The following is a 23,599-nucleotide window of genomic DNA, read 5'->3' as shown; positions in this document are numbered from 1 at the left end:
CGATGAAATATATGACAGTCGGGAATGAACTGGAAGGAGCCAGTCAGCTGATTTTGGGCTGCATGCGTCTGGCAGAGCATGCTCCTGAAGAGGTCGTTTCCGTTCTTGAAACAGCATTAGAAGTGGGAATCAATTTCTTTGACCACTCAGATGTTTATGCTGGCGGCCAGTCTGAAGCCAAGTTTGCGCAGGCTCTTCGCTCGTCTAAGATTCCCCGGGACCGTGTTCTCATCCAGTCCAAGTGCGGACTGCGGGATGTTCATACCAACTACCATTTTGACTTTTCTAAGGATTATATCATCAGCTCGGTTGAAGGCAGCTTGGAGCGCTTGCAGACGGACTATCTGGATGTGCTCCTCCTGCACCGGCCAGATGCTCTTGTGGAGCCGGAAGAGGTGGCTGAGGCTTTCTCACAGCTGCACCAAGCTGGGAAGGTCCGCTATTTCGGAGTCAGCAATCAAAACCCTTATCAAATGGAGTTGCTTCAGAAGAGTGTGGAGCAGCCCTTGATTGCCAACCAACTACAGTTTGGTCCAGCCCATACTCCGATGCTGGACGCTGGGCTCAATGCCAATATGCTCAATCCTTTGGCAATCGTTCGGGATGGTAGTGTACTGGACTATTGTCGATTGCATCATATCACGATTCAGCCTTGGTCACCATTTCAGGTCGACTTGAATCAGGGACTTTTTATGGAGCATCCTAAATATGCTCAGCTTACAGAAACTCTGCATGCCTTTGCGTCAGACTATCAAGTTTCTTTTGAAGCCTTAGTTCTCGCCTGGATTTTGCGTCATCCAGCACAAATGCAGCCGATTGTTGGCTCCATGAATCCACAGCGAATTCGCTCAATGGTGGCTGCTTTTGATATTGAACTCTCTAGGGCTGATTGGTATAAGATTTACAAGAGCGCGGGGAATCCTCTGCCCTAAGCTTGTTTTTGCAGGGAGATTATTTGTTATTCAGAATCAATGAAGGTTAAGAGCAGTGAATCAGTCTGCTTGCTTTATTGATTAAGCTCGACTCTGCACCTTATGAAAGGAGAATGATATGAATAATAAGTTTTCTTGGCAAGCCCTAGCAAAATCTACTTCTGCTGCTAAGTATGGGAGCAGCTTGCTGCTATGTGCTTCCCTCTTGTCCTTAGCAGCTTTGACAGCTGTCTCAAGAGTTGAAGCAGAAGATGTTTCCCCTGCCGCAGTAGCTGAAACGCCGGCTTCTCCAGCAGCGCAAGCAAGCCCCGAGGCTGAAAATCCAGCTGTAGCTGAACCCCAAGCAGCTCCTGCAAATCAGGCCGAATCAGCTGCAGCCGCTAGCGAGTTGCCAGCCAGTCAGGTCATGTCCGATGAGCAGAAGCAGCGCGCCATTGCTCAGATGGGAGCCAATCAAGGGGATGTCTGGGTTTGGTCGGAGGAAAATGTCGTTGAAGAAAATGGGGAGCGTCAAAAGCGCGGTCCTAATGGCGGTCCTGGCCAATTTAATGGCGGAGCTGTCGTGTTAGGCGGCCGTCCGACATATGACCCAGCGGCGGATTGGTACTACCTTGCTTATAAAGGCGAAGGGATGACCGACGAAGAAGCGAAGGCTGTCTTTGACAAGGAACGCGGCAAATGGATGAACGAATTTGATCCTTGGGGCGTTGTGATGGAAATGACGGACAATAAGGCCAGCAATGCATGGGCGGATATTCGTAACATGCAGGCTTTTGTGCTCCGGAAGGATTCCAATGTCTGGGAGAAAATTGTGGATCACCCTCAAGGAGTTCAATGGGTTTCTCAATTCAAGGGGAATATGTCCAGCAACGTAGGAGATGCCCGGCAGGAAGCCTTGGCTGGCGGGGGTACAGCTATTGAGGTATTACCTAAGCAGGATCGGGTTGCCCACTGGGGCTCTGATCAAGCCCGTGATATTCCAAGTCCTCAAACTATTCGGGCTGTTTTAGTTTCTGTAGAAGCTCGTATTTCTGAAAAATCTGACCCAAATGCCAAGCTTGGTATTCAAGTTGGCGGTGACTGGAAATTTGCTGAAGAAGTGAGCAAGCCGCTCTGGTATCCAGGAGCTGGTCTGGCTGGTATTCAGCGACTGACCAAGGATTGGGCTCGTTACTATTTTGTCAGCCTCACTGGTATTCAAGATGCAGTTGAAGAAAGGGCCATTTCACAAGATGAGTTTATGAAGAGTATCGTGCCGTTGGCCGATATGGAGCAGGCCTCTCAAAATCAAGCCCAGCAGCCAACCCCTGCAAAGCCTGATCCAAAGGGTAGCCAAGCGGAAAATCTGACCTACAAAGCAAGCGGCCAGAGGGACCCTCAAGCAACGTCTCAAGAGCCAACTCTTCAGCAAGCTTCTTCCAAACAATTGCCTAAGACCGGCAGCCAAAGCAGCCTATTGACCAATCTGCTTGGACTCGGGCTCTTAGGACTGGGTGCTGGCTTCCTTGGCTTGAAGAAAAAATCTTAGTTTTGCAAGCTAGAGGGAAAAATAATCTATAAAAAAGCAACAGCAGATTCTAGCTGTTGCTTTGTGTTTGATTTAGGTTTTGCACGACAGGCTGTCCAAAATTAGGTATTTGCGCAGCGGGCGGACTGCAGACTGGCTCCTGGTATTTTTGAGTAAAGCGGCATCTAGGGAAGTTGGAGCAGCCCCAAAATTTCTGACCGGCCTTAGAACCTTTGCCTGCTGTACGGAGCACCAATCCATGTTGGCAGCGAGGGCAGATCTTTTCTGCTTCTCTACGCTGCTTATTCTGAGCAATGTGGTTAATATGGCGCTCTTTGATGACCTGCTTTCGCTTGGTCAAGGGCAGGAGCATACGATAGAGGTCGTCAATCTGATCAGGCGACAGGTAGACTTGACTTTGGCAGGCCTGCCGGTCAATTGTCCCAATCACTTGCCAGGTCTGAATAACCTTATGCCTGTCACTGTTTAGATGGATTTCCTTAAGCTGACAGTCATTGCCAAAGACGATATAGGAATATAGATTTGGCGTGTATTGGTTGAGATAGTAGTTGAGCCATTTGAGATGAACTTTATTTTGAATAATGGGATTGAAAAAAGAATGCTTGTAAGATTTTCCGCGGCCACCGGAAAGAACCTGAGTCCAGTATTGCTGGTTTTCTGAGCCGAAGATCCAGCCCTTGTAGTTTTTTGACTCAAAAATGTAAATTCCAGATGGATGAATCAGCAGGGCATCAATCTCAGTGGTAGTGCCATCTTCTTTGAAGATATAGAGATTGTACAAGATCTTTTTATAGCCATAGAGCTGGTTCAGGACCTGACCAAGCTGGTACTCTCCTTGTTTTCCCTTGTTATATTTGAGTTCCCAAGGGGCAGTCTGGGTTTGCTGGAAATAGTCAGGCTCTGGGCTTTGGCTGGACGACCAATCCGAGTCCGTATCTTCCCTGTCTTCGAGTAGCTTATAACTGATAAAAAAGACGATGCCAAAGACAGCCACAAATGCGACGAAAAAGAATCCAAACATTTCCTAATCTCCCTTAAAATCCCTATTTTGAGTATAGCACAAAATAAAGGACGAAAGATTTTTATAAGTGTAAAAACACAACAATTGAACAATAGGTTAAAATATGTCTAAAAATAGAAAGCTATCCTTTAAAAACTTATTTTTCCAAAAACACCTCACAAACCTAAAAAATCATGTATAATAAAAAGACAGGAAAAGAATAGGAGTTATCATGTCTCAGGAATTAATCAGTGTTATCATCCCTGTTTACAATGTTGAGCAGTATTTAGCAGAATGTGTGAACAGCGTCTGTCGTCAGACCTATCAAAATCTGGAAATTATTCTAGTCAATGATGGTTCAACAGATGCTTCTGGCCAGATTTGCCAAGAGCTGGCTGACCAAGATGCGAGGATTCGTCTTATTCATCAGGACAATCAAGGCTTGTCCGGTGCCCGCAACACAGGGATTGAGCACTCTAGTGCAGACTATTTGATTTTTGTGGATTCGGATGACTGGCTGCCTGAGCAACATGTTGCCCGTCTTTATGAAAAGCTCAAGGAGTACGATGCGGATATTGCCATTGGTCACCACTGTAGCTTCCGTGCAGAGGATTCAGCCTTCCTCTACTATTCGACAGAGCATTTTGAAACCCTTTATACGCGAGAAGAGATAATCGAGGAGTATCCTAGACGGCGCATGCTAGACGGTGTCTTTCTCTGTGCCTGGGCCAAGCTCTATAAGCGTAAGCTCTTTGATACAGTGCGCTATCCAGTCGGCCGAGTGGCCGAAGATGCCTTTACAACTTATAAGCTGTACCTCCAGTCAGAGAAGATTATCTACCTCAATGAACCGCTCTATTACTATCGCTTGCGACCAAATAGCATCTCCATGACTTGGAATGAGCAGTGGTTCCGAGACTTGATTGTAGGTTTTGAGGAGCAGCTAGCCATTTTGGGTAAGCTAGGCTATGACCTGAGCTTCTACTACAAATACTACACTTTCCTGCTCCAGTATTGTCGCGACAGCGCTGCAGCTGTCGGCATGCAATCCAGCTTGGTCTATCAGGAAATTGAAAGCAAACTCAAACTATTTGGAGAATAAATAAAACAAGCTACCTTTCAACCACAGGGCTGAAAGCGTAGCTTGTTTTTTGGTGTTTGAAAAATTAAAGACTAAAAATAACAATTAATGTCATGCTTCAAAAAGACATCTTGGTATTCAAATAAGTCTTCAGGGTGCAAGGCCTTGACATCTTCCATGGCATACTTTCGGCCAAGTAATTTGTATTTATTTTCGCCAAATTGATGGAAAGGCAGCAGCTGGACTTGATCGATGGATAGTTCATTAAACAGAGTCGCAAACTGCTCCGCATCTTCTAAAGAGTCATTAAAATTCGGAATGACAGGAATGCGCAGAACAATCGTCTTTTGATGAGTGAAGGCGTAGTGGATATTCTGAACAATCAATTCGTTTTTTACTCCAGTCACCTTGCGGTGGTTGACAGAGTTATAATGCTTCAGGTCGGTATAAATAAAATCAACGTACTGGATGAGATCCACGAATTTTTCGTGTTCTACAAAGGCAGTTGTTTCGATAGCAGTATGAATCCCTTTTTCCTTAGCTGCTTTGAGAATGGCCTTGGCAAATTCAAACTGGGCGAAAATCTCTCCGCCAGATAAGGTTAGGCCGCCGCCAGATTCTTCATAAAAATCTCTGTCCTTTAGGACTTCGTTGATAATCTCCTCGACACTTCTTTCCTCCCCCATAGTGATGCTTTTTTTGGTAGTAGCATCCAGCATAGGCTCGGGTCTGAATTGCTGTGATTCTGGGTTAGAGCACCAAGGGCAGCGCAGAGGACAGCCCTTGAGGAAAACCGTTGTACGAATCCCTGGTCCATCATGAATACTGAAATGTTGGATGTTGAAAATAATTCCTTTTGTTGTTTCCATACTCAGGCCTCCTTTGGATACAATCATTATAACTTATTTTAGAAAGAAAAACAATTACGAATGAAAGTTATTTTTATTTTATTTTTAAGGCGTCTTTTGTTACAATAATAGCAGAGGTGATAGAATGGAACGTTTAGATGAAATTGTTAAATTAGTATCTGAATTTGAACGAATTGATGTCAATACTTTGTCTGACCGCTTAAAAGTGTCCAAAGTAACGATTCGCAAAGACTTGGATAAGCTGGAAACCAAAGGTCTGTTGCGCAGAGAGCATGGCTATGCTGTTTTAAATAGCGGCGATGATCTGAATGTCAGGCTTTCCTTTCATTATGATACCAAGCGCCGAATTGCCCAGGAAGCAGCAAAAATCGTTCAGGATAATGAAACCGTTATGATCGAATCAGGTTCGACCTGTGCCTTGCTAGCTGAGGAAATCTGCCGAACGAAGAAGAATGTCAAGATTATTACCAATTCTTATTTTATTGCGGATTATATAAAACAAACTGATTCTTGTAAAATTATCTTGCTAGGCGGAGAATTTCAGAAAGATTCTCAAGTGACAGTAGGGCCTCTTCTCAAGGAAATGATTCGGTTTTTCCACGTAGAACATGCTTTTGTCGGAACAGATGGCTATGATGAAAATCTAGGCTTTACAGGCAAGGATCTGATGCGGAGTGAGGTTGTGCAGTATATGTCAGAGGCATCTGACCAGATGATTGTCTTGACGGACTCAAGTAAGTTTACCAGAAAAGGTACGGTTAAGAGATTTGGCTTCAAGCAGATTGCCCAAGTGGTGACTGACAAGGCGATTCCGAAAGAGGCTGTTGAGCGCTTGAAAGCTGCGGATATCAAACTGACTCTAATCTAGCAGAGAGAAGGAGATAAGATGAAAAATGAAAGAAAAAAACTATTGGCAAAAATTGCTTATCTCTACTACATAGAAGAAAGAAGCCAGTCTGACATTGCGGCTGAGACAGGGATTTATCGCACCACCATCAGCCGAATGCTGGCAGAAGCTAAAAAAGAGGGCATTGTAAAGATTGAGATTGAAGACTTTGATACCCGCTTGTTCCATTTGGAAAACTATGTAAAAGAAAAATACGGGCTCAAGGGAATCGAAATTGTCAGTAATTTAGTGGATGAATCTCCAGCAGACCTGGAAGAGAGGTTGGCTCAAGCTGCTGCGGGTATGCTACGCAGCCTGATTAAAGACAATGATAAAGTGGGATTTTCTTGGGGCAAGAGCTTGAGCCTTTTAGTAGAGCACTCCAGCAGTAAGCATTTGACAAATGTCCATTTCTTTCCTTTGGCCGGTGGTCCCAGTCATATCCATGCACGCTACCATGTGAACACCCTCATCTATAGCATGGCTGGAAAATACCATGGGGACTGCCGTTTTATGAATTCCACAATTATTCAGGAGAATGAGCAACTGACAAATGGAATATTGGCGTCTAAATATTTTGAAGATCTGAAAAGTAGCTGGCAGGAGCTGGATGTGGCTGTAGTTGGTATTGGAGGGCAGGTTGACACGAGAAATCGTCAATGGTTGGACATGCTGACCTCGGAGGATTTTCTTGCTCTAGAGAGTCAGGATGCTGTTGGAGAAATCTGCTGCCGCTTTTTTAATAAAAAAGGGGAGATAGTCTACCAGCATTTGCAAAATAGAACGATCGCCATCTCTTTGGAAAATTTGAAAAAGGTGCCGCTTAGTTTGGCTTTTGCCTATGGCAGTCAAAAATCTGCTGCTATCTTAGCGGTGTTGCGAGCTGGCTATGTCAATCATTTGGTTACGGATGAAGCGACGATTCTAAAAATGCTTGACTTGGACGGAGATAGGAGTTTCTTCACTTCTTAATGTCAGTGGAATCTCATGTGCAAGAGATTTCCAAGACGTAATTTAGGATCCCATTTTTAATAGTGGATTAGCAGCTATGTATGGAGGTGGATTCTTGATTTGAAAAAGCCGATGAAACGAAAATTGACTAGTTTAGCCACAGGAGAGCTAGTCGCTGTGCTAGTATTTTGGATGAATTTTTTCCTTCTCAAAAAATGGATTCTTACTACTGGAGCTTTGATTTCTATTTCTTTCTCCTTGTTTGTACTGAGTTTTATTCTGATACAGGGCTCTGTTTTTTGGTGGATTTTGATAAAAAGGATTTCCAATCCAAGATTTGCTGAAAGATATACAGGCAAGATTTACAGGGTACTAAAGATTTTAGACCTTATTTTACTGGGTGTGGGAACCCTGATAATCATTTTTAATTCCAGTGATTTTTCCACCTTCATAATCTCTGTAGCAATTTGGTTTTTTGCTGTCATCGAGTGGATTAATTATTTTAAATGGCAATTATCCTACAGTCTGAATCCTGCTGTTTTATTGGAATACATCCTCCAGAGGAAATTGCGGAAAAGTAAAATAGCAAAGGAAATTGAGAAGGCCGTATAAAAAGATAAGTTTCGGTTTCTTAAAATAGCATATATGAGGAAGTAGAAGCAAATAGCCGCTGCTTCTTTTTTGTGCCGAATCTGCTTATCGTTCTTATCTAATAGAGTGCCTTTGAATCGCAGATGAATACAGCTGTACAGAACTGTCCTTTATGGGGGGAGTTTTTATTCTGCACAAATGTGCAAAATAATTTAAATAAGCTAATTTGTTCTATAATATATTGACGGACTGAGATAAAGGTGATACATTCTAGTTACAAACAAAAATAAATCACTTTCAAACAAAAGAACAGGTTTTTGTTAATTATAAAGATAGGAGCGGTTGTAACATATGGAAATGATTGTAGCAGATCAAATTATCATGGGCCTTATCCTAGACGCCGGTGATGCCAAGCTGCATATTTATCAAGCTTTATCACTAGCTAAAGATGGTAAGTTTTCAGAATGCGATGAGCAGATTGAGCTGGCAGATAAGGCGCTGTTAGAGGCCCATAACTTGCAGACCAAGTTCCTAGCTCAGGAAGCTGGAGGAACAAAAACAGAGATTACAGCGCTGTTTGTCCATTCTCAAGATCATTTGATGACCAGCATTACAGAGATTAATCTCATCAAGGAAATCATCGACTTGAGAAGAGAATTACAAGGGAAAAATGAATCATCAGGAGGATGAAAAGATGGTTAAGATTGGTTTGTTTTGCGCGGCAGGTTTTTCAACAGGGATGTTGGTCAACAATATGAAGATAGCTGCAGCTGAAAAAGGGCTGGAAGCTGAGATTGAAGCTTACTCTCAGGCTAAGTTGGCTGATTATGCAGCGGATCTGGATGTCGCTTTATTGGGCCCGCAGGTAGCCTATACACTAGACAAATCTACAGCTATTTGCGACAGCTGCCATACTCCGATTGCAGTTATTCCGATGGCTGATTACGGTATGCTAGATGGCGAAAAAGTGTTAAACCTCGCTTTGAGTTTGTTGGATAAACATTAAAATCAAGGAGCTTCGTTATGTCTAAAGTGGATACTCAAAAAATCATTGCGCCGATTATGAAGTTTGTCAATATGCGCGGGATTATCGCCTTAAAAGACGGTATGTTGGCAATTTTGCCCCTTACAGTTGTGGGAAGTCTATTCTTGATTGTAGGGCAATTGCCGTTTGAAGGTCTAAATCAAGCCATTGCTGGTGTGTTTGGGGCAGACTGGACAGAACCGTTTATGCAGGTTTATTCAGGAACCTTTGCCATTATGGGGCTGATTTCTTGTTTTTCAATCGGCTATTCCTATGCCAAGAACAGCGGCGTAGAGCCTCTGCCAGCAGGGGTGCTGTCTCTTTCTTCTTTCTTTATCCTCTTAAAATCCTCCTACATACCAGAAAAGGGTGAGGCGATTGCAGATGCGATTGCCAAGGTCTGGTTTGGCGGACAAGGAATCATTGGGGCCATTCTCATTGGTCTGGCAGTTGGCAGTATCTATACGATTTTCATTCAAAAGCATATTGTCATCAAAATGCCAGAGCAGGTTCCTCAAGCGATTGCCAAGCAGTTTGAAGCCATGATTCCAGCTTTCGTTATTTTCTTGCTGTCAATGCTTGTTTACATTATTGCCAAGATAGCGACTGGTGGCGGTACCTTTATTGAGATGATTTACGATGTTATTCAGGTGCCTTTGCAAGGTCTGACGGGCTCTCTGTATGGAGCTATCGGTATTGCTTTCTTCATTTCTTTCTTGTGGTGGTTCGGCGTCCATGGGCAGTCCGTTGTCAATGGTGTCGTAACAGCCTTGCTGTTATCAAATCTGGATGCCAATAAAGCCCTGCTTGCTGCAGATAAGCTGTCTGTCAGTCAAGGCGCTCATATTGTGACCCAACAGTTCTTAGATAGTTTTCTTATCTTATCGGGATCCGGTATCACTTTTGGAGTGGTCGTAGCCATGCTCTTTGCTGCCAAGTCCAAACAGTATAAGGCTCTGGGGAAAGTTGCTGCTTTCCCGGCAATCTTTAATGTCAACGAGCCAGTTGTCTTTGGCTTTCCGATTGTGATGAATCCGGTCATGTTCCTGCCCTTCGTTTTGGTACCGGTTCTAGCCGCTTTGATTGTCTACATGGCGATTGCGGTTGGCTTTATGCAGCCATTCGCTGGTGTGACTTTGCCTTGGAGTACACCGGCTATCATTTCTGGCTTTATGGTCGCTGGCTGGCAAGGGGCAGTCATTCAAATTGTCATCTTAGCCATGTCCGCCTTTGTCTATTTCCCATTTGTGAAGTTTCAGGATAAGATTGCCTACAATAACGAATTGAAAAATGAAGAATAATCTGATTTTGATGGATAAAAACACAAAAGTTTCTTGGCTCAGATGGCACAAATGTGCAAAAAATCTTTAATTCAGTAATCGCCTATAAATGATTGAATTCTAGGATTTTGCATGTTAAAATAGTTACGAAAGAAATAAATTAAATTTCATAAGAAAGGTCGTAACCAAATGATCCAAGTAAAAGAAGTAGAAAGAACAACAATAAAAACAGACTATTTTGGCAGCTTAACAGAGCGGATGGATAAGTATCGGGAAGATGTTTTAAATAAAAAGCCCTATATTGATGCAGAGCGCGCTGTCATAGCTACCAAGGCTTATGATAAGCATAAGGAAAAACCAAATGTGTTGAAACGTGCTTACATGCTCAAAGAGATTTTGGAGAATATGACGCTTTATATCGAAGATGAAACGATGATTGTCGGTAATCAAGCTTCATCTAATAAAGACGCGCCTATCTTCCCAGAGTATACTTTAGAGTTTGTACTCAATGAACTAGATCTTTTTGAGAAGCGGGACGGAGACGTCTTTTACATCACAGAGGAAACCAAAGAGCAGCTCCGCAGCATCGCTTCTTTCTGGGAAAACAATAACCTCCGTGCGAGAGCAGGAGCTTTACTTCCAGAAGAAGTTCAGGTTTATATGGAAACAGGTTTCTTTGGCATGGAAGGAAAGATGAACTCTGGTGACGCCCACTTAGCGGTCAACTATCAAAAACTCTTGGCTTATGGACTGAAAGGTTTCGAAGAAAAAGCTCGCGCAGCTAAGGAAGCCTTGGATTTGACCGATCCGGCTAGTCTTGACAAATACCACTTCTATGATTCCATTTTCATCGTAGTAGATGCTGTGAAAGCTTATGCGGAGCGTTTTGTGGCCTTGGCCAATCAGCTTGCTGAAAAAGCAGAGCCTAAGCGCCGTCAAGAGCTCTTAGAAATCGCTAGAATCTGTTCTAAAGTGCCGTACGAGCCAGCATCAACCTTTGCTGAAGCTGTTCAGTCTGTTTGGTTTATCCAGTGTATCCTTCAGATTGAGTCCAACGGACATTCACTCTCTTATGGACGCTTTGACCAGTACATGTATCCTTATGTCAAGGCGGATTTGGAAGCTGGACGTGAGACAGAGGCTAGCATTGTAGAACGCTTAACCAATCTCTGGATTAAGACGATTACCATTAATAAAGTGCGCAGCCAGGCCCACACATTCTCATCTGCGGGCAGTCCCCTTTATCAAAATGTGACAATCGGTGGCCAAACGAGAGATAAGAGAGATGCAGTCAACCCGCTTTCCTACCTTGTGTTGAAATCTGTAGCTCAAACTCATCTTCCTCAGCCGAATCTGACTGTTCGCTATCATGCAGGCTTAGATGCTCGCTTTATGAATGAGTGTATCGAAGTCATGAAGCTTGGCTTCGGTATGCCGGCGTTCAATAATGATGAAATCATCATTCCGTCCTTTATTGCTAAAGGAGTTTTGGAAGAAGACGCATACGACTACAGTGCTATCGGCTGTGTGGAAACTGCTGTGCCTGGTAAATGGGGCTACCGTTGTACAGGTATGAGCTACATGAACTTCCCTAAGGTACTCCTGATTACTATGAACGATGGGATTGATCCGGCATCTGGCAAGCGCTTTGCACCAAGCTTCGGTCACTTTAAAGATATGAAGAGCTTTGCTGAGCTGCAAACGGCTTGGGACAAGACCTTGCGCCATTTGACCCGCATGAGTGTCATCGTGGAGAATTCTATCGACCTGTCTCTTGAAAGAGAAGTGCCGGATATCCTCTGCTCAGCTTTGACAGATGACTGTATCGGACGCGGTAAGCATTTGAAAGAGGGCGGAGCTGTCTATGACTATATTTCTGGTCTTCAAGTCGGTATTGCCAATCTATCAGACTCACTGGCGGCCATCAAGAAGCTGGTCTTTGAGGAAGGCAGGCTGACTCCGGCTGAACTCTGGCATGCACTTGAAACGGACTATGCTGGTGAGCGTGGTAAAGAAATTCAAGAGATGCTGATTCATGATGCACCAAAATATGGTAATGATGATGATTACGCAGATAAGCTAGTGACAGATGCTTACGATATTTATGTGGATGAAATCGCTAAATATCCAAATACCCGCTATGGTCGCGGTCCAATTGGCGGTATCCGCTACTCAGGAACGTCTTCTATTTCAGCCAATGTAGGTCAAGGTCGCGGTACTTTGGCGACACCAGATGGCCGCAATGCCGGAACACCGCTCGCTGAAGGCTGCTCTCCATCCCACAATATGGACAAGAATGGCCCGACCTCCGTATTGAAATCTGTTTCTAAATTGCCGACAGATGAAATCGTAGGAGGCGTTCTGCTCAATCAAAAAGTCAATCCTCAGACCCTGTCTAAGGAAGAAGATAAAGTGAAACTTATTGCCTTGCTTCGTACATTCTTTAACCGTCTGCATGGCTATCATATCCAATACAATGTCGTTTCTCGGGAAACCTTGATTGATGCTCAGAAGCATCCTGAAAAACACCGCGATTTGATTGTTCGTGTTGCAGGCTACTCTGCTTTCTTCAATGTGCTTTCCAAGGCGACGCAAGATGATATTATCGGACGTACGGAGCACACATTGTAAAAGAGGTCCAATTTATGGAATTCATGCTTGATACCTTAAATTTAGAGGAGATAAAAAAATGGTCGGAAGTCCTCCCCTTGGCGGGAGTGACCTCCAATCCGACCATCGCAAAAAAAGAAGGAGAAATAGATTTCTTTGAACGGATTCGCGCTGTTCGGGAAATCATAGGAGAAGGTCCATCTATCCATGTGCAGGTTGTTGCCAAGGATTATGAGGGAATCTTGAAAGATGCTGCTGAAATTCGAAAAAAATGCGGCGATGCTGTCTATATTAAAGTTCCAGTCACACCGGCTGGGCTGGCAGCTATCAAAACTCTCAAAGCAGAAGGCTACAAGATTACAGCGACAGCCATTTATACAACTTTTCAAGGGCTATTAGCTATTGAAGCGGGGGCGGACTACCTTGCTCCTTACTATAACCGCATGGAAAATCTCAATATTGATTCAGATGCTGTCATCAGCCAGCTGGCTCAAGCGATTGAGCGGGAACATTCCGCCAGCAAAATATTGGCAGCGTCCTTTAAGAATGTTAGCCAAATTAATCGTGCTTTTGCTGATGGGGCCCAAGCCATTACAGCAGGACCAGATATCTTTGCAGCAGCCTTTGCCATGCCGTCTATCTCTAAGGCAGTGGATGACTTTGCAGCAGACTGGTCAGCAATTCACAATCAGGAATACATTTAAAAGGCATATTTAATGCTCTATTTATGAATAAATGAAAGAGGTGTTCTATGAGAATTTTTGCAAGTCCGTCTCGTTATATTCAGGGAGAAAACGCTCTGTTTGAAAATGCAAAACAGATTCTTCAATTAGGAAGCCATCCAGTCTTGCTTTGTGATGATGTGGTTTACCAGATTGTTGGGGAAAAATTCAATGACTACCTTACTCGTTATGGTTTTCATGTGCTGCATGTCGCTTTTAACGGAGAAGCTTCAGATGCTGAAATTGATCGGGTCGTTGCTTTGGCTGAAAAAGACGGAGCAGACTTAGTTATTGGCCTAGGTGGTGGAAAAACCATTGACAGTGCGAAGGCGATTGCAGACATACTAGGACGTCCTGTGGTCATTGCGCCAACCATTGCCTCTACAGATGCCCCAACTTCAGCACTTTCTGTTATCTATACAGAAGACGGCGCCTTTGAAAAGTATATTTTCTATAGTAAAAATCCTGAACTCGTCTTGGTGGATACGAAAGTGATTGCTGGAGCGCCAAAACGACTTCTAGCTTCTGGGATTGCAGATGGTTTGGCGACTTGGGTAGAGGCGCGTGCTGTTCAGCAGAAAAATGGCACTACCATGCTGGGACAAAGACAGAGCTTAGCTGGTGTAGCAATTGCGAAGAAGTGTGAAGAAACCCTGTTTGCAGATGGCCTGCAGGCTATCGCAGCCTGTGAAGCAAAAGTTGTAACTCCAGCTCTGGAAAATATCATTGAAGCCAATACCCTTCTCAGCGGCGTCGGCTTTGAGAGCGGCGGTTTAGCGGCAGCCCATGCTATCCACAACGGCTTTACAGCTCTTACAGGCGATATTCATCACTTGACCCACGGCGAAAAAGTTGCCTATGGAACTTTGACCCAGCTCTTATTAGAAAACCGACCTAAAGAAGAATTGGAAAAATATATTCGCTTCTATCAAAAAATCGGTATGCCGACAACTCTGAAAGAAATGCATTTAGAAAATGCTAGCTATGAAGATTTGCTCAAAGTTGGTCAGCAAGCGACGATTGAGGGCGAAACCATTCATCAGATGCCATTTGAGATTTCAGCTTCTGACATTGCAGGTGCCATCCTAGCGGTTGACCAATATGTCAGGGATTTGGATAAATAAAAGCAAAATATAAAACAAGCCACCTTTCAACCATAAGGCTGACGAGGCGGCTTGTTTTTTAATGAGATTACCAGATATAAGGAAAAACTCGGTATCTAACCTTTTGGCAATAAGCTTCGTAATTTTTCCCAAAGTGATTGCCTAAAGCTTTTTCTTCTACTCTAAGTCGAATGCTATATCCTACCACCAGTAAAATAAGACTGATAATGATTGTCAGAGGATTTAGTGATGTAATCGATAGACCAAGGATAGACAAGATACTGCCAGTATAAGCAGGATTTCTCACAATAGCATAAGGACCATGGTCTACTAATTGTTGACTATCGGTTGTCTGAACGGCCAGTGTGAAGTTTTTTCCGAGATAATTGACTGCATAGATTCGCAATGCGAACCCTGCTAGGGAGATGAGAATTCCAAGATAGATAGTGAGGCTGGGTAAGTGGGGGACAAAGTCGAGAAATTGTCCGTTTATCAAAAATAAGCAGCAGATAACACTGCCGATAATGATGTAGCGGCTCCCTTTATCTGCAGAGTCGTTTACATTGTTTGACTTAGTTTTATTTTTAATCCACATTTCTGTGCTAATAAAAATAACAAAGAAAACATAAGTGAAAATAGTTTGTAAATTCATGATTATTCCTCCAGTCAGAATTATACAACTTTTAATTTTAGAGGTCAATCAGAGACTAACGCTTTAGAGATGAGTTATAGTTTTTGTCAGTGAAAACTGGATTCCGTCTTTCAAAATCCCTTGAAAATGGTATAATAGAAACAGTACAAAAAATGGAGAAAAGAATGGCTTATTATAATCACAAAGAAATCGAACCCAAGTGGCAGAAATATTGGGCGGAGCACCATACATTTAAGACAGGTACGGATAAGGACAAGCCTAACTTTTATGCGCTGGACATGTTTCCTTACCCATCAGGAGCGGGGCTTCATGTAGGGCATCCGGAGGGCTACACGGCGACAGATATCCTCAGTCGCTACAAGCGAGCTCAGGGCTATAACGTCCTTCATCCTATGGGCTGGGATGCCTTTGGTTTGCCAGCTGAGCAATACGCTATGGATACAGGGAATGATCCAGCTGACTTTACAGCGGAAAATATTGCCAACTTTAAGCGTCAAATCAACGCTCTGGGCTTCTCCTATGACTGGGACCGGGAGGTCAATACAACTGACCCTAACTACTACAAGTGGACCCAGTGGATTTTCACCAAGCTTTACGAAAAAGGCCTGGCTTATGAAGCTGAAGTGCCAGTAAACTGGGTTGAAGAGCTGGGAACGGCTATCGCCAATGAGGAAGTTCTGCCAGACGGAACATCTGAGCGCGGTGGTTATCCAGTTGTCCGCAAGCCTATGCGTCAGTGGATGCTGAAAATCACAGCTTATGCAGAACGTTTGCTCAATGACTTGGAGGAGCTGGACTGGCCAGAGTCTATCAAGGATATGCAGCGCAACTGGATTGGCAAGTCAATCGGTGCCAATGTAACCTTCAAGATTAAGGGCACAGACAAGGACTTCACTGTCTTTACCACTCGTCCGGACACTCTTTTTGGTGCGACCTATGCTGTTTTGGCTCCAGAGCATGCTCTCGTCGATGCCATTACAAGTGCAGAACAAGCCCAAGCAGTAGCAGACTACAAACATGCAGCCAGCCTCAAATCCGACCTGGCTCGGACTGATTTGGCTAAGGAGAAGACTGGTGTCTGGACAGGAGCTTATGCCATCAATCCTGTCAATGGCAAGGAAATCCCCATCTGGATTGCCGACTATGTGCTTGCAAGCTACGGAACAGGGGCTATCATGGCTGTTCCTGCGCACGATGAGCGCGATTGGGAGTTTGCTAAGCAGTTTGATTTAGAGATTATTCCGGTTCTAGAGGGTGGCAATGTTGCTGAAGCTGCTTATACAGAGGACGGTCCGCATATTAACTCTGGCTTCCTAGATGGATTAGACAAGGCTGCCGCTATTGAAAAGATGGTTGCTTGGCTGGAAGCAGAAGGTGTCGGAAACGAAAAAGTCACCTATCGTCTGCGCGACTGGCTCTTTAGCCGTCAACGCTACTGGGGTGAGCCGATTCCAATCATTCATTGGGAAGATGGCATCTCAACGGCTGTTCCTGAAAATGAACTTCCACTTGTCCTGCCTGTAACCAAGGATATCCGTCCTTCTGGTACCGGTGAAAGTCCTCTGGCCAATCTGACTGACTGGTTGGAAGTGACTCGCGAAGACGGTGTCAAAGGACGCCGCGAAACCAACACCATGCCCCAATGGGCTGGTTCCAGCTGGTATTATCTGCGTTACATTGACCCGCACAATAATGAGAAATTAGCAGACGAAGATCTGCTCAAGGCTTGGCTGCCAGTTGATATTTACATCGGTGGTGCGGAGCATGCCGTGCTCCATCTCCTCTACGCTCGCTTCTGGCACAAGTTCCTCTATGATATCGGAGTGGTTCCGACCAAAGAGCCTTTCCAAAAACTCTTTAACCAAGGGATGATTCTGGGGACTAGCTACCGTGATAGCCGCGGTGCTCTTGTCGCGACAGATAAGGTGGAAAAACGCGATGGTTCTTTCTTCAACATCGAAACAGGAGAAGAGCTGGAGCAGGCGCCTGCTAAGATGTCTAAGTCTCTGAAGAATGTAGTCAACCCAGATGATGTAGTAGAGCAATACGGTGCCGATACACTGCGTGTCTATGAAATGTTCATGGGGCCGCTGGATGCATCTATCGCTTGGAGCGAGGAAGGGTTAGAAGGTAGCCGCAAGTTCCTGGATCGGGTCTATCGTCTTCTTAACTCTAAGGAGCTGGTCTCTGAAAATAGCGGAGCCTTGGACAAGGTATACCACGAAACGGTTAAGGCTGTCACAGAGCAGATTGAGGAGCTCAAGTTTAACACAGCCATTGCCCAGCTCATGATCTTTGTCAATGCAGCCAACAAGGAAGAAAAACTCTATGTCGAATATGCCAAAGGCTTTGTCCAATTGCTGGCTCCTTTTGCCCCGCACTTGGCTGAAGAACTCTGGCAGTCACTAGCTCAAACAGACGAGAGCATCTCCTACGTAGCTTGGCCAACTTATGATGAAAGCAAGCTTGTCGAGGCAGAGGTCGAAATCGTAGTTCAAATCAAGGGCAAAGTTCGTGCTAAGCTAGTCGTAGCCAAAGATCTGAGCCGTGAGGAACTGCAGGAAATTGCCCTTGCAGATGAGAAAATTAAATCTGAAATTGCCGGCAAAGAAGTTGTAAAGGTCATTAGCGTTCCAAATAAATTGGTTAATATTGTAGTGAAATAATTGGTTTGCATTGCATTTGCAGGAGATTTCAATCAAGTCCGCATTAGACAATAAAATGCTATTGCTATCAAATACAAAGAAGACCTTGAGAATATTTTCTCAAGGTCTTCTTTGTTAGAACAATTCCCAATTAGGTCTTGAGAATTTCTTGGTCTGTTTCATATAAAAATGAGTAAAATGAATTTCCATCGCCAAGGTCATTAGAGTTGCGATAGCAATGACGATGGTTGGGTTGTCTGAGAACAGAAGGGAAAGAAGCAGTCCGATAAGGAAGAATGTAGCTTGTAAGCCATAATAGATTTTGTCATACTTGAGGTAACTCGTGTTGAAGCGACCATTTGACAAGACCGCAGCTTGGAAGAGCCCGATACCAGCATAGAAGAAGCTAGTCGCAAAGAAATGATTGGCTTCTGGATTAACCAGAAAACTCATGGAAACAGTGACCATAATCAAACCAATAAAAATCGGATAGTGGCTATAAAGATGATGTAGCCTATCTGCTGGGCTATTCGGAAGTGTCCTCCTTCTCACGAGCCTTTAAAAAGTGGACAGGAAAGACCATTTCAGAGTATCGAGAAGAGATTTAGAAACAGCTCTAAAAGCAATAGCTATCCATTATAAGCATCAGATAATAATATCTGGTACTTTATTTTTAAAAAAATTCAGATTTTTTTCTTGACAAGTGAGTGATTACTCACTATAATAGGTTTATATTTAGTAAGTAATCACTTACCAAGGAGGAAGTAAATGAAAACATTACTACATTTACAAGATTTAGTAAAATCTTTTGACCATCAAATAGTTCTGAATCATGTCAGCTTTGAATTGCAGACAGGAGAAATTATAGGATTAATTGGTCCGTCTGGTGCTGGTAAATCAACTATGATTAAGACTACGTTAGGAATGGAAAAGGCTGATGGAGGCGTAGCTTTAGTGTTAAATCACACTATGCCCAATCGCCATATTTTAGGAGATATTGGTTATATGGCCCAGTCAGATGCTTTATATGAGGCTTTGTCAGGTCAAGAAAATCTAGAATTTTTTGGTCAGCTAAAAGGGCTATCCAAAAGAGATCTGACAGCTGAAATTGCCCATGTGGCTCAAGTTGTGGATCTGACAGAGCATTTGAATAAAACGGTATCCGGTTATTCTGGAGGAATGAAGCGACGCTTGTCTTTAGCCATCGCGCTTCTGGGGAATCCTCAGCTCTTGATTTTGGACGAACCGACAGTTGGAATCGACCCTTCTCTTCGAAAGAAAATCTGGAAAGAATTATTCGCCCTTAGAGACAATGGGATTGGGATATTAGTTACTACCCATGTTATGGATGAAGCAGAGTTAACGGATAAGGTCGGCTTATTATTAGGTGGAGAAATCATTGCTTTTGATACACCGCAACACTTAAAAGATGGTTATCAAGTTTCAAGTATTGAAGAAGTATTTTTGAAAGCAGAAGGAGAGTAAGATGAGAACCATTGCTATTGCTAAAAAAGTTATCAAAGAATTGCTTCGTGACAAACGAACCTTGGCTATGATGTTTGTAGCGCCGGTATTTATTATGTGGCTGATGAACCTCATGTTTTCAGCTAGTACAACCGTGAATGTCAAGTTAGCGACACAAGATCTACCAACTGGTTTGGTAACGAAAATGGATGAGCTCGATCATGTGGACGTCGAGACTTATCAAGACTTAGATCAGGCTAAAAAAGCTCTAGCTGACGAGAAAGTAGATGCAGTCATATCGTATAAAGATGGTGAGTATCAGGTCGACTACGCAAATACGGATGCTTCTAAAACAACTATGACACGACAAGTGTTACGAACAAGTATCGTCAATGAAGGCACCGATCAGTTATTATCTCGTGTCAAACAAGCTCTTCCACAATTGAAATTAGATGCAAAGGCGCCTGAAATCAAAGAATCTTACCAATATGGAGATAAAAATACTGGATTCTTTGCACGTATGATTCCAATTTTAATTGGCTTTGTGGTCTTTTTCTTTGTCTTTTTGATTTCTGGTATGGCACTTTTGAAAGAGCGCACAAGTGGAACCTTGGATCGCTTGTTAGCAACTCCAGTGAAACGTTCTGAAATCGTCTATGGCTATATGTTGTCTTACGGTATTATTGCGATTTTTCAAACGGCAGTTGTCGTCTTAGCAGCAATTTGGCTACTAGATGTAGAAGTTGTAGGAAATATTTTAAATGTTATAATAGTTAATGTGGTACTGGCTCTTGTAGCACTTGCTTTTGGAATTCTCTTGTCTACTCTAGCAAAATCAGAATTCCAAATGATGCAATTTATTCCTCTCGTGATTATGCCCCAACTTTTTTTCTCAGGAATTATTCCATTGTCATCCATGGGAGAATGGGCTCCAACTGTGGGGAAATTTTTGCCATTAACCTATTCTGGTGATGCAATAAGCCAGATTATTCTTTACGGGCACAATCTTGGTGATATTTTGTCAAATCTTGGTGTTTTAATGGTTTTCTTGATCATTTTAACAATTCTTAATATTGTTGGATTGCGTCGTTATCGTAAAGTTTAGAAATCAACATAAATAATGCTAAAAAGGTGTGAAGATTAGATGGATAAGACTGTTTTTGAATCGTTTGAAGATTACTTAGAAGAAGCGAATTACCCTCAAGGAAAGAAAAAAATCATGCAGGCAGCAGTGGATCTCATATCAACCAGGAGTTACCATGGGACCTCAACTCTTCACATAGCTGAGCGTGCTGGACTAAGTCAGGCAACTTTGTTTAAGTATTTTAAGACGAAGGATGATTTACTGACGGCTATTTTACATCCTGTAGTCCCAGGCATTTTCGGTAGTTTTTTTGAGGAACTCTTAGCTTTTGAAACGACAGAAGAGAGGGTTCGTTATCTCGTCCACGATCGTATGAGCTATCTCAAAAAAAATCGTGCTTTGATGAAAATCATTCTGCAAGAGAGTTTTTCAAATAAAAAACTAAAAAATGAACAGATTTTTATCTGGAATGCTATTCAAGATAAACTTCGAGTGCTTCATAAGGAATTGCTAGCAGATCCACGTGTAAATCCAGAGTTAACGATTCCTCAAATGGTTCGTATTTGTGTTGGTCCATTGTTGGCTTACTTTGCTCAGCTTTATATCGTTAGCGACAATGGAGAAATAAAAGAGGAAGACTTAGACTTATTAGAAAAACAGATCTTAGGTGGTTTGTGGAGATGATGCTTGCATTGTATTAATGAAGTTTAAGATTTATCTTTGAGGAATATTTTTATTAATCTATTCTTTCTCTTAAATAGTAGAACTTTTCTCATTTTTCGATTTTTCCTTGTATTAGGTCAACTCTTTATTTATAATGATTATAAATAAAAAATAGGGAGCACAATAAAAATGGAAGAGCATAAAATTGATAAGAATTTTAGTGGTCGGCTAAATATCTTGCGAGCTGGGGTTTTAGGAGCCAATGATGGCATTATTTCCATAGCAGGTGTGGTTATTGGAGTAGCTAGTGCGACAGATAATGTTTGGATTATCTTTCTGTCAGGTTTGGCAGCTGTCTTAGCTGGTGCCTTTTCTATGGCTGGTGGAGAGTATGTGTCTGTGTCTACTCAAAAGGATACAGAAGAAGCTGCTGTTGCCAGAGAGCGGGAGCTTTTAGAAAAAAATCCAGATATCGCTAGGCAGTCTCTCTATGCTGCCTATGTTCAAAATGGCGAGTGTGAGACTTCTGCCCAGCTCATGACCAATCGGGCTTTTCTCCAGGATCCGTTGGAGGCTTTGGTGCAGGAAAAATATGGCATTGAGATTGAGGAGTTCACTAATCCTTGGCATGCTGCCGTATCAAGCTTTTTAGCCTTTGCTGTTGGTGCGCTTTTTCCTATGATTACCATTATCCTGCTTCCAGCCGGCGTTCGTATCTGGGCAACCGTATTAATCGTGGCCTTGGCCCTCTTGGGAACAGGCTATACCAGCGCTAGATTGGGCAAAGCACCGCTCAAAAATGCTATGATTCGCAACCTCGCGATCGGTCTTTTAACCATGGCAGTCACCTATGCAGTAGGGCAAGTCTTTGCAATTTAGATAGTAGAAAAAGTTGAAGTCAGTAGTTTTACTGACTTTTTGAATTGTTAAATCTAGAGAAAAAATCCAGCTTTAACTATTGTCTGAATGAGTTTAGCGCCCTTTTTCCTATTCTCTAATTCCAAAGTTCGAGAGAAAGAAGTGCGTGGCACTTCTTTTTTGTGAAAATTTTCCTTATATCAAGAAAACTTTTGGAAAATATGATATAATAGTTGCGTATAAAATATGAAAAGGAGTTTTTGTAACATGGCAAAATTTACTGTTAAAGACGTTGATTTGAAAGGTAAAAAAGTCCTCGTTCGTGTAGACTTTAACGTACCATTGAAAGACGGAGTGATTACAAATGACAACCGTATCACTGCCGCTCTTCCAACTATTAAATACATCATTGAGCAAGGCGGTCGTGCAATTCTCTTCTCTCACCTTGGACGTGTAAAAGAAGAAGCAGACAAAGAAGGTAAATCACTTGCACCAGTAGCTGCAGACTTGGCTGCTAAATTGGGTCAAGACGTTGTTTTCCCAGGTGTCACTCGTGGTGCTGAATTGGAAGCAGCTATCAATGCTCTTGAAGATGGACAAGTTCTTTTGGTCGAAAACACTCGTTTTGAAGATGTGGACGGCAAGAAAGAATCTAAAAACGATCCAGAACTTGGTAAATACTGGGCATCTCTTGGAGATGGTATCTTCGTAAATGATGCATTCGGTACAGCTCACCGTGCACACGCATCTAACGTAGGTATCTCAGGCAACGTTGAAAAAGCAGTTGCTGGCTTCCTTCTTGAAAACGAAATTGCTTATATCCAAGAAGCGGTTGAAACTCCAGAACGTCCATTCGTAGCCATTCTTGGTGGTTCAAAAGTATCTGACAAGATCGGTGTTATCGAAAACTTGCTTGAAAAAGCTGATAAAGTACTTATCGGTGGTGGTATGACTTACACATTCTACAAAGCACAAGGTATCGAAATCGGTAACTCACTTGTAGAAGAAGACAAATTGGATGTTGCGAAAGCTCTTCTTGAAAAAGCAAACGGCAAATTGATTTTGCCAGTTGACTCTAAAGAAGCAAATGCTTTTGCGGACTATACTGAAGTGAAAGATACTGAAGGTGAAGCAGTGGATCCAGGCTTCCTTGGTTTGGATATCGGTCCTAAATCTATCGCTAAATTTGATGAAGCCTTGACTGGTGCGAAAACCGTTGTTTGGAATGGCCCTATGGGTGTATTTGAAAACCCAGACTTCCAAGCAGGTACAATCGGTGTCATGGACGCTATCGTGAAACAACCAGGTGTGAAATCAATCATCGGTGGTGGTGACTCAGCTGCTGCAGCCATCAACCTTGGCCGTGCAGACAAGTTCTCATGGATTTCTACTGGTGGTGGTGCATCAATGGAACTCCTTGAAGGTAAAGTATTGCCAGGACTTGCAGCACTGACTGAAAAATAAGCAGCAAGCTTAGAAACTTTGATTTTGTAGATAACAAGTACAAAACTGTAATAAGGAAAGACTAGTGAAAGCTGGTCTTTTTCTTGAATTCTCATTGTCCTGCTGTAGGGAAAAATCCCACAATAAAAATACGTTTTTCCTTGGATGTCTAAATCTGCATAAAGGTAAATAAAACGAGCATAAAATGCTTGC

General features: G+C 43.0%; 21 protein-coding genes and 2 pseudogenes. 19 read left to right on the top strand and 4 right to left on the bottom strand.

Translation table 11 applies throughout. The features are described from left to right. The first annotated feature begins 2 nt into the window (after positions 1 to 2). Positions 3 to 932, top strand: a complete 930-nt coding sequence (locus RSK81_RS11135) for an aldo/keto reductase family oxidoreductase (protein ID WP_125346854.1) — start codon at positions 3 to 5, stop codon at positions 930 to 932. A gap of 118 nt (positions 933 to 1,050) precedes the next feature. After that, positions 1,051 to 2,460, top strand: a complete 1,410-nt coding sequence (locus tag RSK81_RS11130; protein WP_315686843.1) for an LPXTG cell wall anchor domain-containing protein — start codon at positions 1,051 to 1,053, stop codon at positions 2,458 to 2,460. A 49-nt stretch (positions 2,461 to 2,509) separates the two neighbouring features. On the opposite strand, the gene RSK81_RS11125 is transcribed toward RSK81_RS11130, so the two are convergent. After that, on the bottom strand, positions 2,510 to 3,481 hold the full coding sequence (locus RSK81_RS11125; RefSeq protein WP_301412484.1) for a nuclease-related domain-containing protein: 972 nt from the start codon (positions 3,479 to 3,481) through the stop codon (positions 2,510 to 2,512). 211 nt (positions 3,482 to 3,692) lie between these two features. On the opposite strand from RSK81_RS11125, the gene RSK81_RS11120 reads away from it, so the two are divergent. Next, positions 3,693 to 4,562, top strand: coding sequence for a glycosyltransferase family 2 protein (locus tag RSK81_RS11120; RefSeq protein WP_049539565.1), 870 nt, complete (start codon positions 3,693 to 3,695; stop codon positions 4,560 to 4,562). A 71-nt stretch (positions 4,563 to 4,633) separates the two neighbouring features. On the opposite strand, the gene RSK81_RS11115 is transcribed toward RSK81_RS11120, so the two are convergent. Further along, positions 4,634 to 5,410 carry a glycyl-radical enzyme activating protein gene (locus RSK81_RS11115; protein ID WP_301412483.1) on the bottom strand — a complete coding sequence of 259 codons (777 nt, stop codon included), beginning with the start codon at positions 5,408 to 5,410 and terminating at the stop codon, positions 4,634 to 4,636. Between the two features lie 124 nt (positions 5,411 to 5,534). On the opposite strand from RSK81_RS11115, the gene RSK81_RS11110 reads away from it, so the two are divergent. From RSK81_RS11110 to RSK81_RS11070, 9 genes are all read left to right on the top strand, one after another. Then, positions 5,535 to 6,278: a DeoR/GlpR family DNA-binding transcription regulator gene (locus tag RSK81_RS11110; protein WP_301412482.1), complete on the top strand. Its 744-nt coding sequence runs from the start codon at positions 5,535 to 5,537 to the stop codon at positions 6,276 to 6,278. An 18-nt stretch (positions 6,279 to 6,296) separates the two neighbouring features. Next, complete coding sequence (locus RSK81_RS11105; protein ID WP_301412481.1) at positions 6,297 to 7,268, top strand: sugar-binding transcriptional regulator; 972 nt, start codon at positions 6,297 to 6,299, stop codon at positions 7,266 to 7,268. Positions 7,269 to 7,367: 99 nt separating this feature from the next. Further along, the gene (locus RSK81_RS11100) at positions 7,368 to 7,859 is read left to right on the top strand and encodes a hypothetical protein (protein WP_301412480.1); all 492 of its coding nucleotides are present in this window, start codon (positions 7,368 to 7,370) and stop codon (positions 7,857 to 7,859) included. 330 nt (positions 7,860 to 8,189) lie between these two features. Next, positions 8,190 to 8,528: a PTS lactose/cellobiose transporter subunit IIA gene (locus tag RSK81_RS11095; RefSeq protein ID WP_315686840.1), complete on the top strand. Its 339-nt coding sequence runs from the start codon at positions 8,190 to 8,192 to the stop codon at positions 8,526 to 8,528. Between the two features lie 4 nt (positions 8,529 to 8,532). Beyond that, positions 8,533 to 8,844, top strand: a complete 312-nt coding sequence (locus RSK81_RS11090; RefSeq protein ID WP_002896658.1) for a PTS sugar transporter subunit IIB — start codon at positions 8,533 to 8,535, stop codon at positions 8,842 to 8,844. A gap of 17 nt (positions 8,845 to 8,861) precedes the next feature. Beyond that, the gene (locus RSK81_RS11085) at positions 8,862 to 10,163 is read left to right on the top strand and encodes a PTS sugar transporter subunit IIC (RefSeq protein WP_002898504.1); all 1,302 of its coding nucleotides are present in this window, start codon (positions 8,862 to 8,864) and stop codon (positions 10,161 to 10,163) included. A gap of 168 nt (positions 10,164 to 10,331) precedes the next feature. Further along, positions 10,332 to 12,773, top strand: coding sequence for a glycyl radical protein (locus RSK81_RS11080; RefSeq protein WP_315686839.1), 2,442 nt, complete (start codon positions 10,332 to 10,334; stop codon positions 12,771 to 12,773). 14 nt (positions 12,774 to 12,787) lie between these two features. After that, on the top strand, positions 12,788 to 13,456 hold the full coding sequence (locus RSK81_RS11075; protein ID WP_315686836.1) for a fructose-6-phosphate aldolase: 669 nt from the start codon (positions 12,788 to 12,790) through the stop codon (positions 13,454 to 13,456). Between the two features lie 47 nt (positions 13,457 to 13,503). Next, complete coding sequence (locus tag RSK81_RS11070) at positions 13,504 to 14,598, top strand: glycerol dehydrogenase (protein ID WP_315686834.1); 1,095 nt, start codon at positions 13,504 to 13,506, stop codon at positions 14,596 to 14,598. 67 nt (positions 14,599 to 14,665) lie between these two features. Here RSK81_RS11070 and RSK81_RS11065 read toward each other — a convergent pair whose 3' ends face one another. Next, positions 14,666 to 15,229, bottom strand: a complete 564-nt coding sequence (locus RSK81_RS11065; protein WP_002901585.1) for a methyltransferase family protein — start codon at positions 15,227 to 15,229, stop codon at positions 14,666 to 14,668. Between the two features lie 164 nt (positions 15,230 to 15,393). On the opposite strand from RSK81_RS11065, the gene leuS reads away from it, so the two are divergent. Continuing rightward, a complete protein-coding gene (gene leuS, locus RSK81_RS11060; protein ID WP_315686832.1) occupies positions 15,394 to 17,895 on the top strand; it encodes a leucine--tRNA ligase in 2,502 nt (833 codons plus the stop codon). A 114-nt stretch (positions 17,896 to 18,009) separates the two neighbouring features. Here the strand turns inward: leuS and RSK81_RS11055 are convergent. Then, positions 18,010 to 18,378, bottom strand: a pseudogene (locus RSK81_RS11055) (beta-carotene 15,15'-monooxygenase); the annotation flags it as partial. Between RSK81_RS11055 and RSK81_RS11050 the strand changes: the two are divergent. From RSK81_RS11050 to RSK81_RS11025, 6 genes and pseudogenes are all read left to right on the top strand, one after another. Continuing rightward, positions 18,378 to 18,482, top strand: a pseudogene (locus RSK81_RS11050) (helix-turn-helix domain-containing protein); the annotation flags it as partial. The pseudogenes RSK81_RS11055 and RSK81_RS11050 overlap by 1 nt on opposite strands. A gap of 160 nt (positions 18,483 to 18,642) precedes the next feature. Continuing rightward, complete coding sequence (locus RSK81_RS11045) at positions 18,643 to 19,359, top strand: ABC transporter ATP-binding protein (RefSeq protein WP_048768150.1); 717 nt, start codon at positions 18,643 to 18,645, stop codon at positions 19,357 to 19,359. Position 19,360: 1 nt separating this feature from the next. After that, positions 19,361 to 20,443, top strand: a complete 1,083-nt coding sequence (locus RSK81_RS11040) for an ABC transporter permease (protein WP_315686829.1) — start codon at positions 19,361 to 19,363, stop codon at positions 20,441 to 20,443. 39 nt (positions 20,444 to 20,482) lie between these two features. Then, positions 20,483 to 21,106, top strand: a complete 624-nt coding sequence (locus tag RSK81_RS11035; protein WP_002901577.1) for a TetR/AcrR family transcriptional regulator — start codon at positions 20,483 to 20,485, stop codon at positions 21,104 to 21,106. Between the two features lie 168 nt (positions 21,107 to 21,274). Further along, positions 21,275 to 21,964 carry a VIT family protein gene (locus RSK81_RS11030; RefSeq protein ID WP_315686827.1) on the top strand — a complete coding sequence of 230 codons (690 nt, stop codon included), beginning with the start codon at positions 21,275 to 21,277 and terminating at the stop codon, positions 21,962 to 21,964. 246 nt (positions 21,965 to 22,210) lie between these two features. Beyond that, a complete protein-coding gene (locus RSK81_RS11025) occupies positions 22,211 to 23,407 on the top strand; it encodes a phosphoglycerate kinase (protein ID WP_315686825.1) in 1,197 nt (398 codons plus the stop codon). Positions 23,408 to 23,599: the final 192 nt, after the last annotated feature.

This window comes from Streptococcus sp. DTU_2020_1000888_1_SI_GRL_NUU_041A (genome assembly GCF_032387735.1).
GTDB lineage: Bacteria > Bacillota > Bacilli > Lactobacillales > Streptococcaceae > Streptococcus > Streptococcus sanguinis.
Note: the sequence above shows the minus strand (reverse complement) of the source record. Positions and strands in the feature narration are given on the sequence as shown.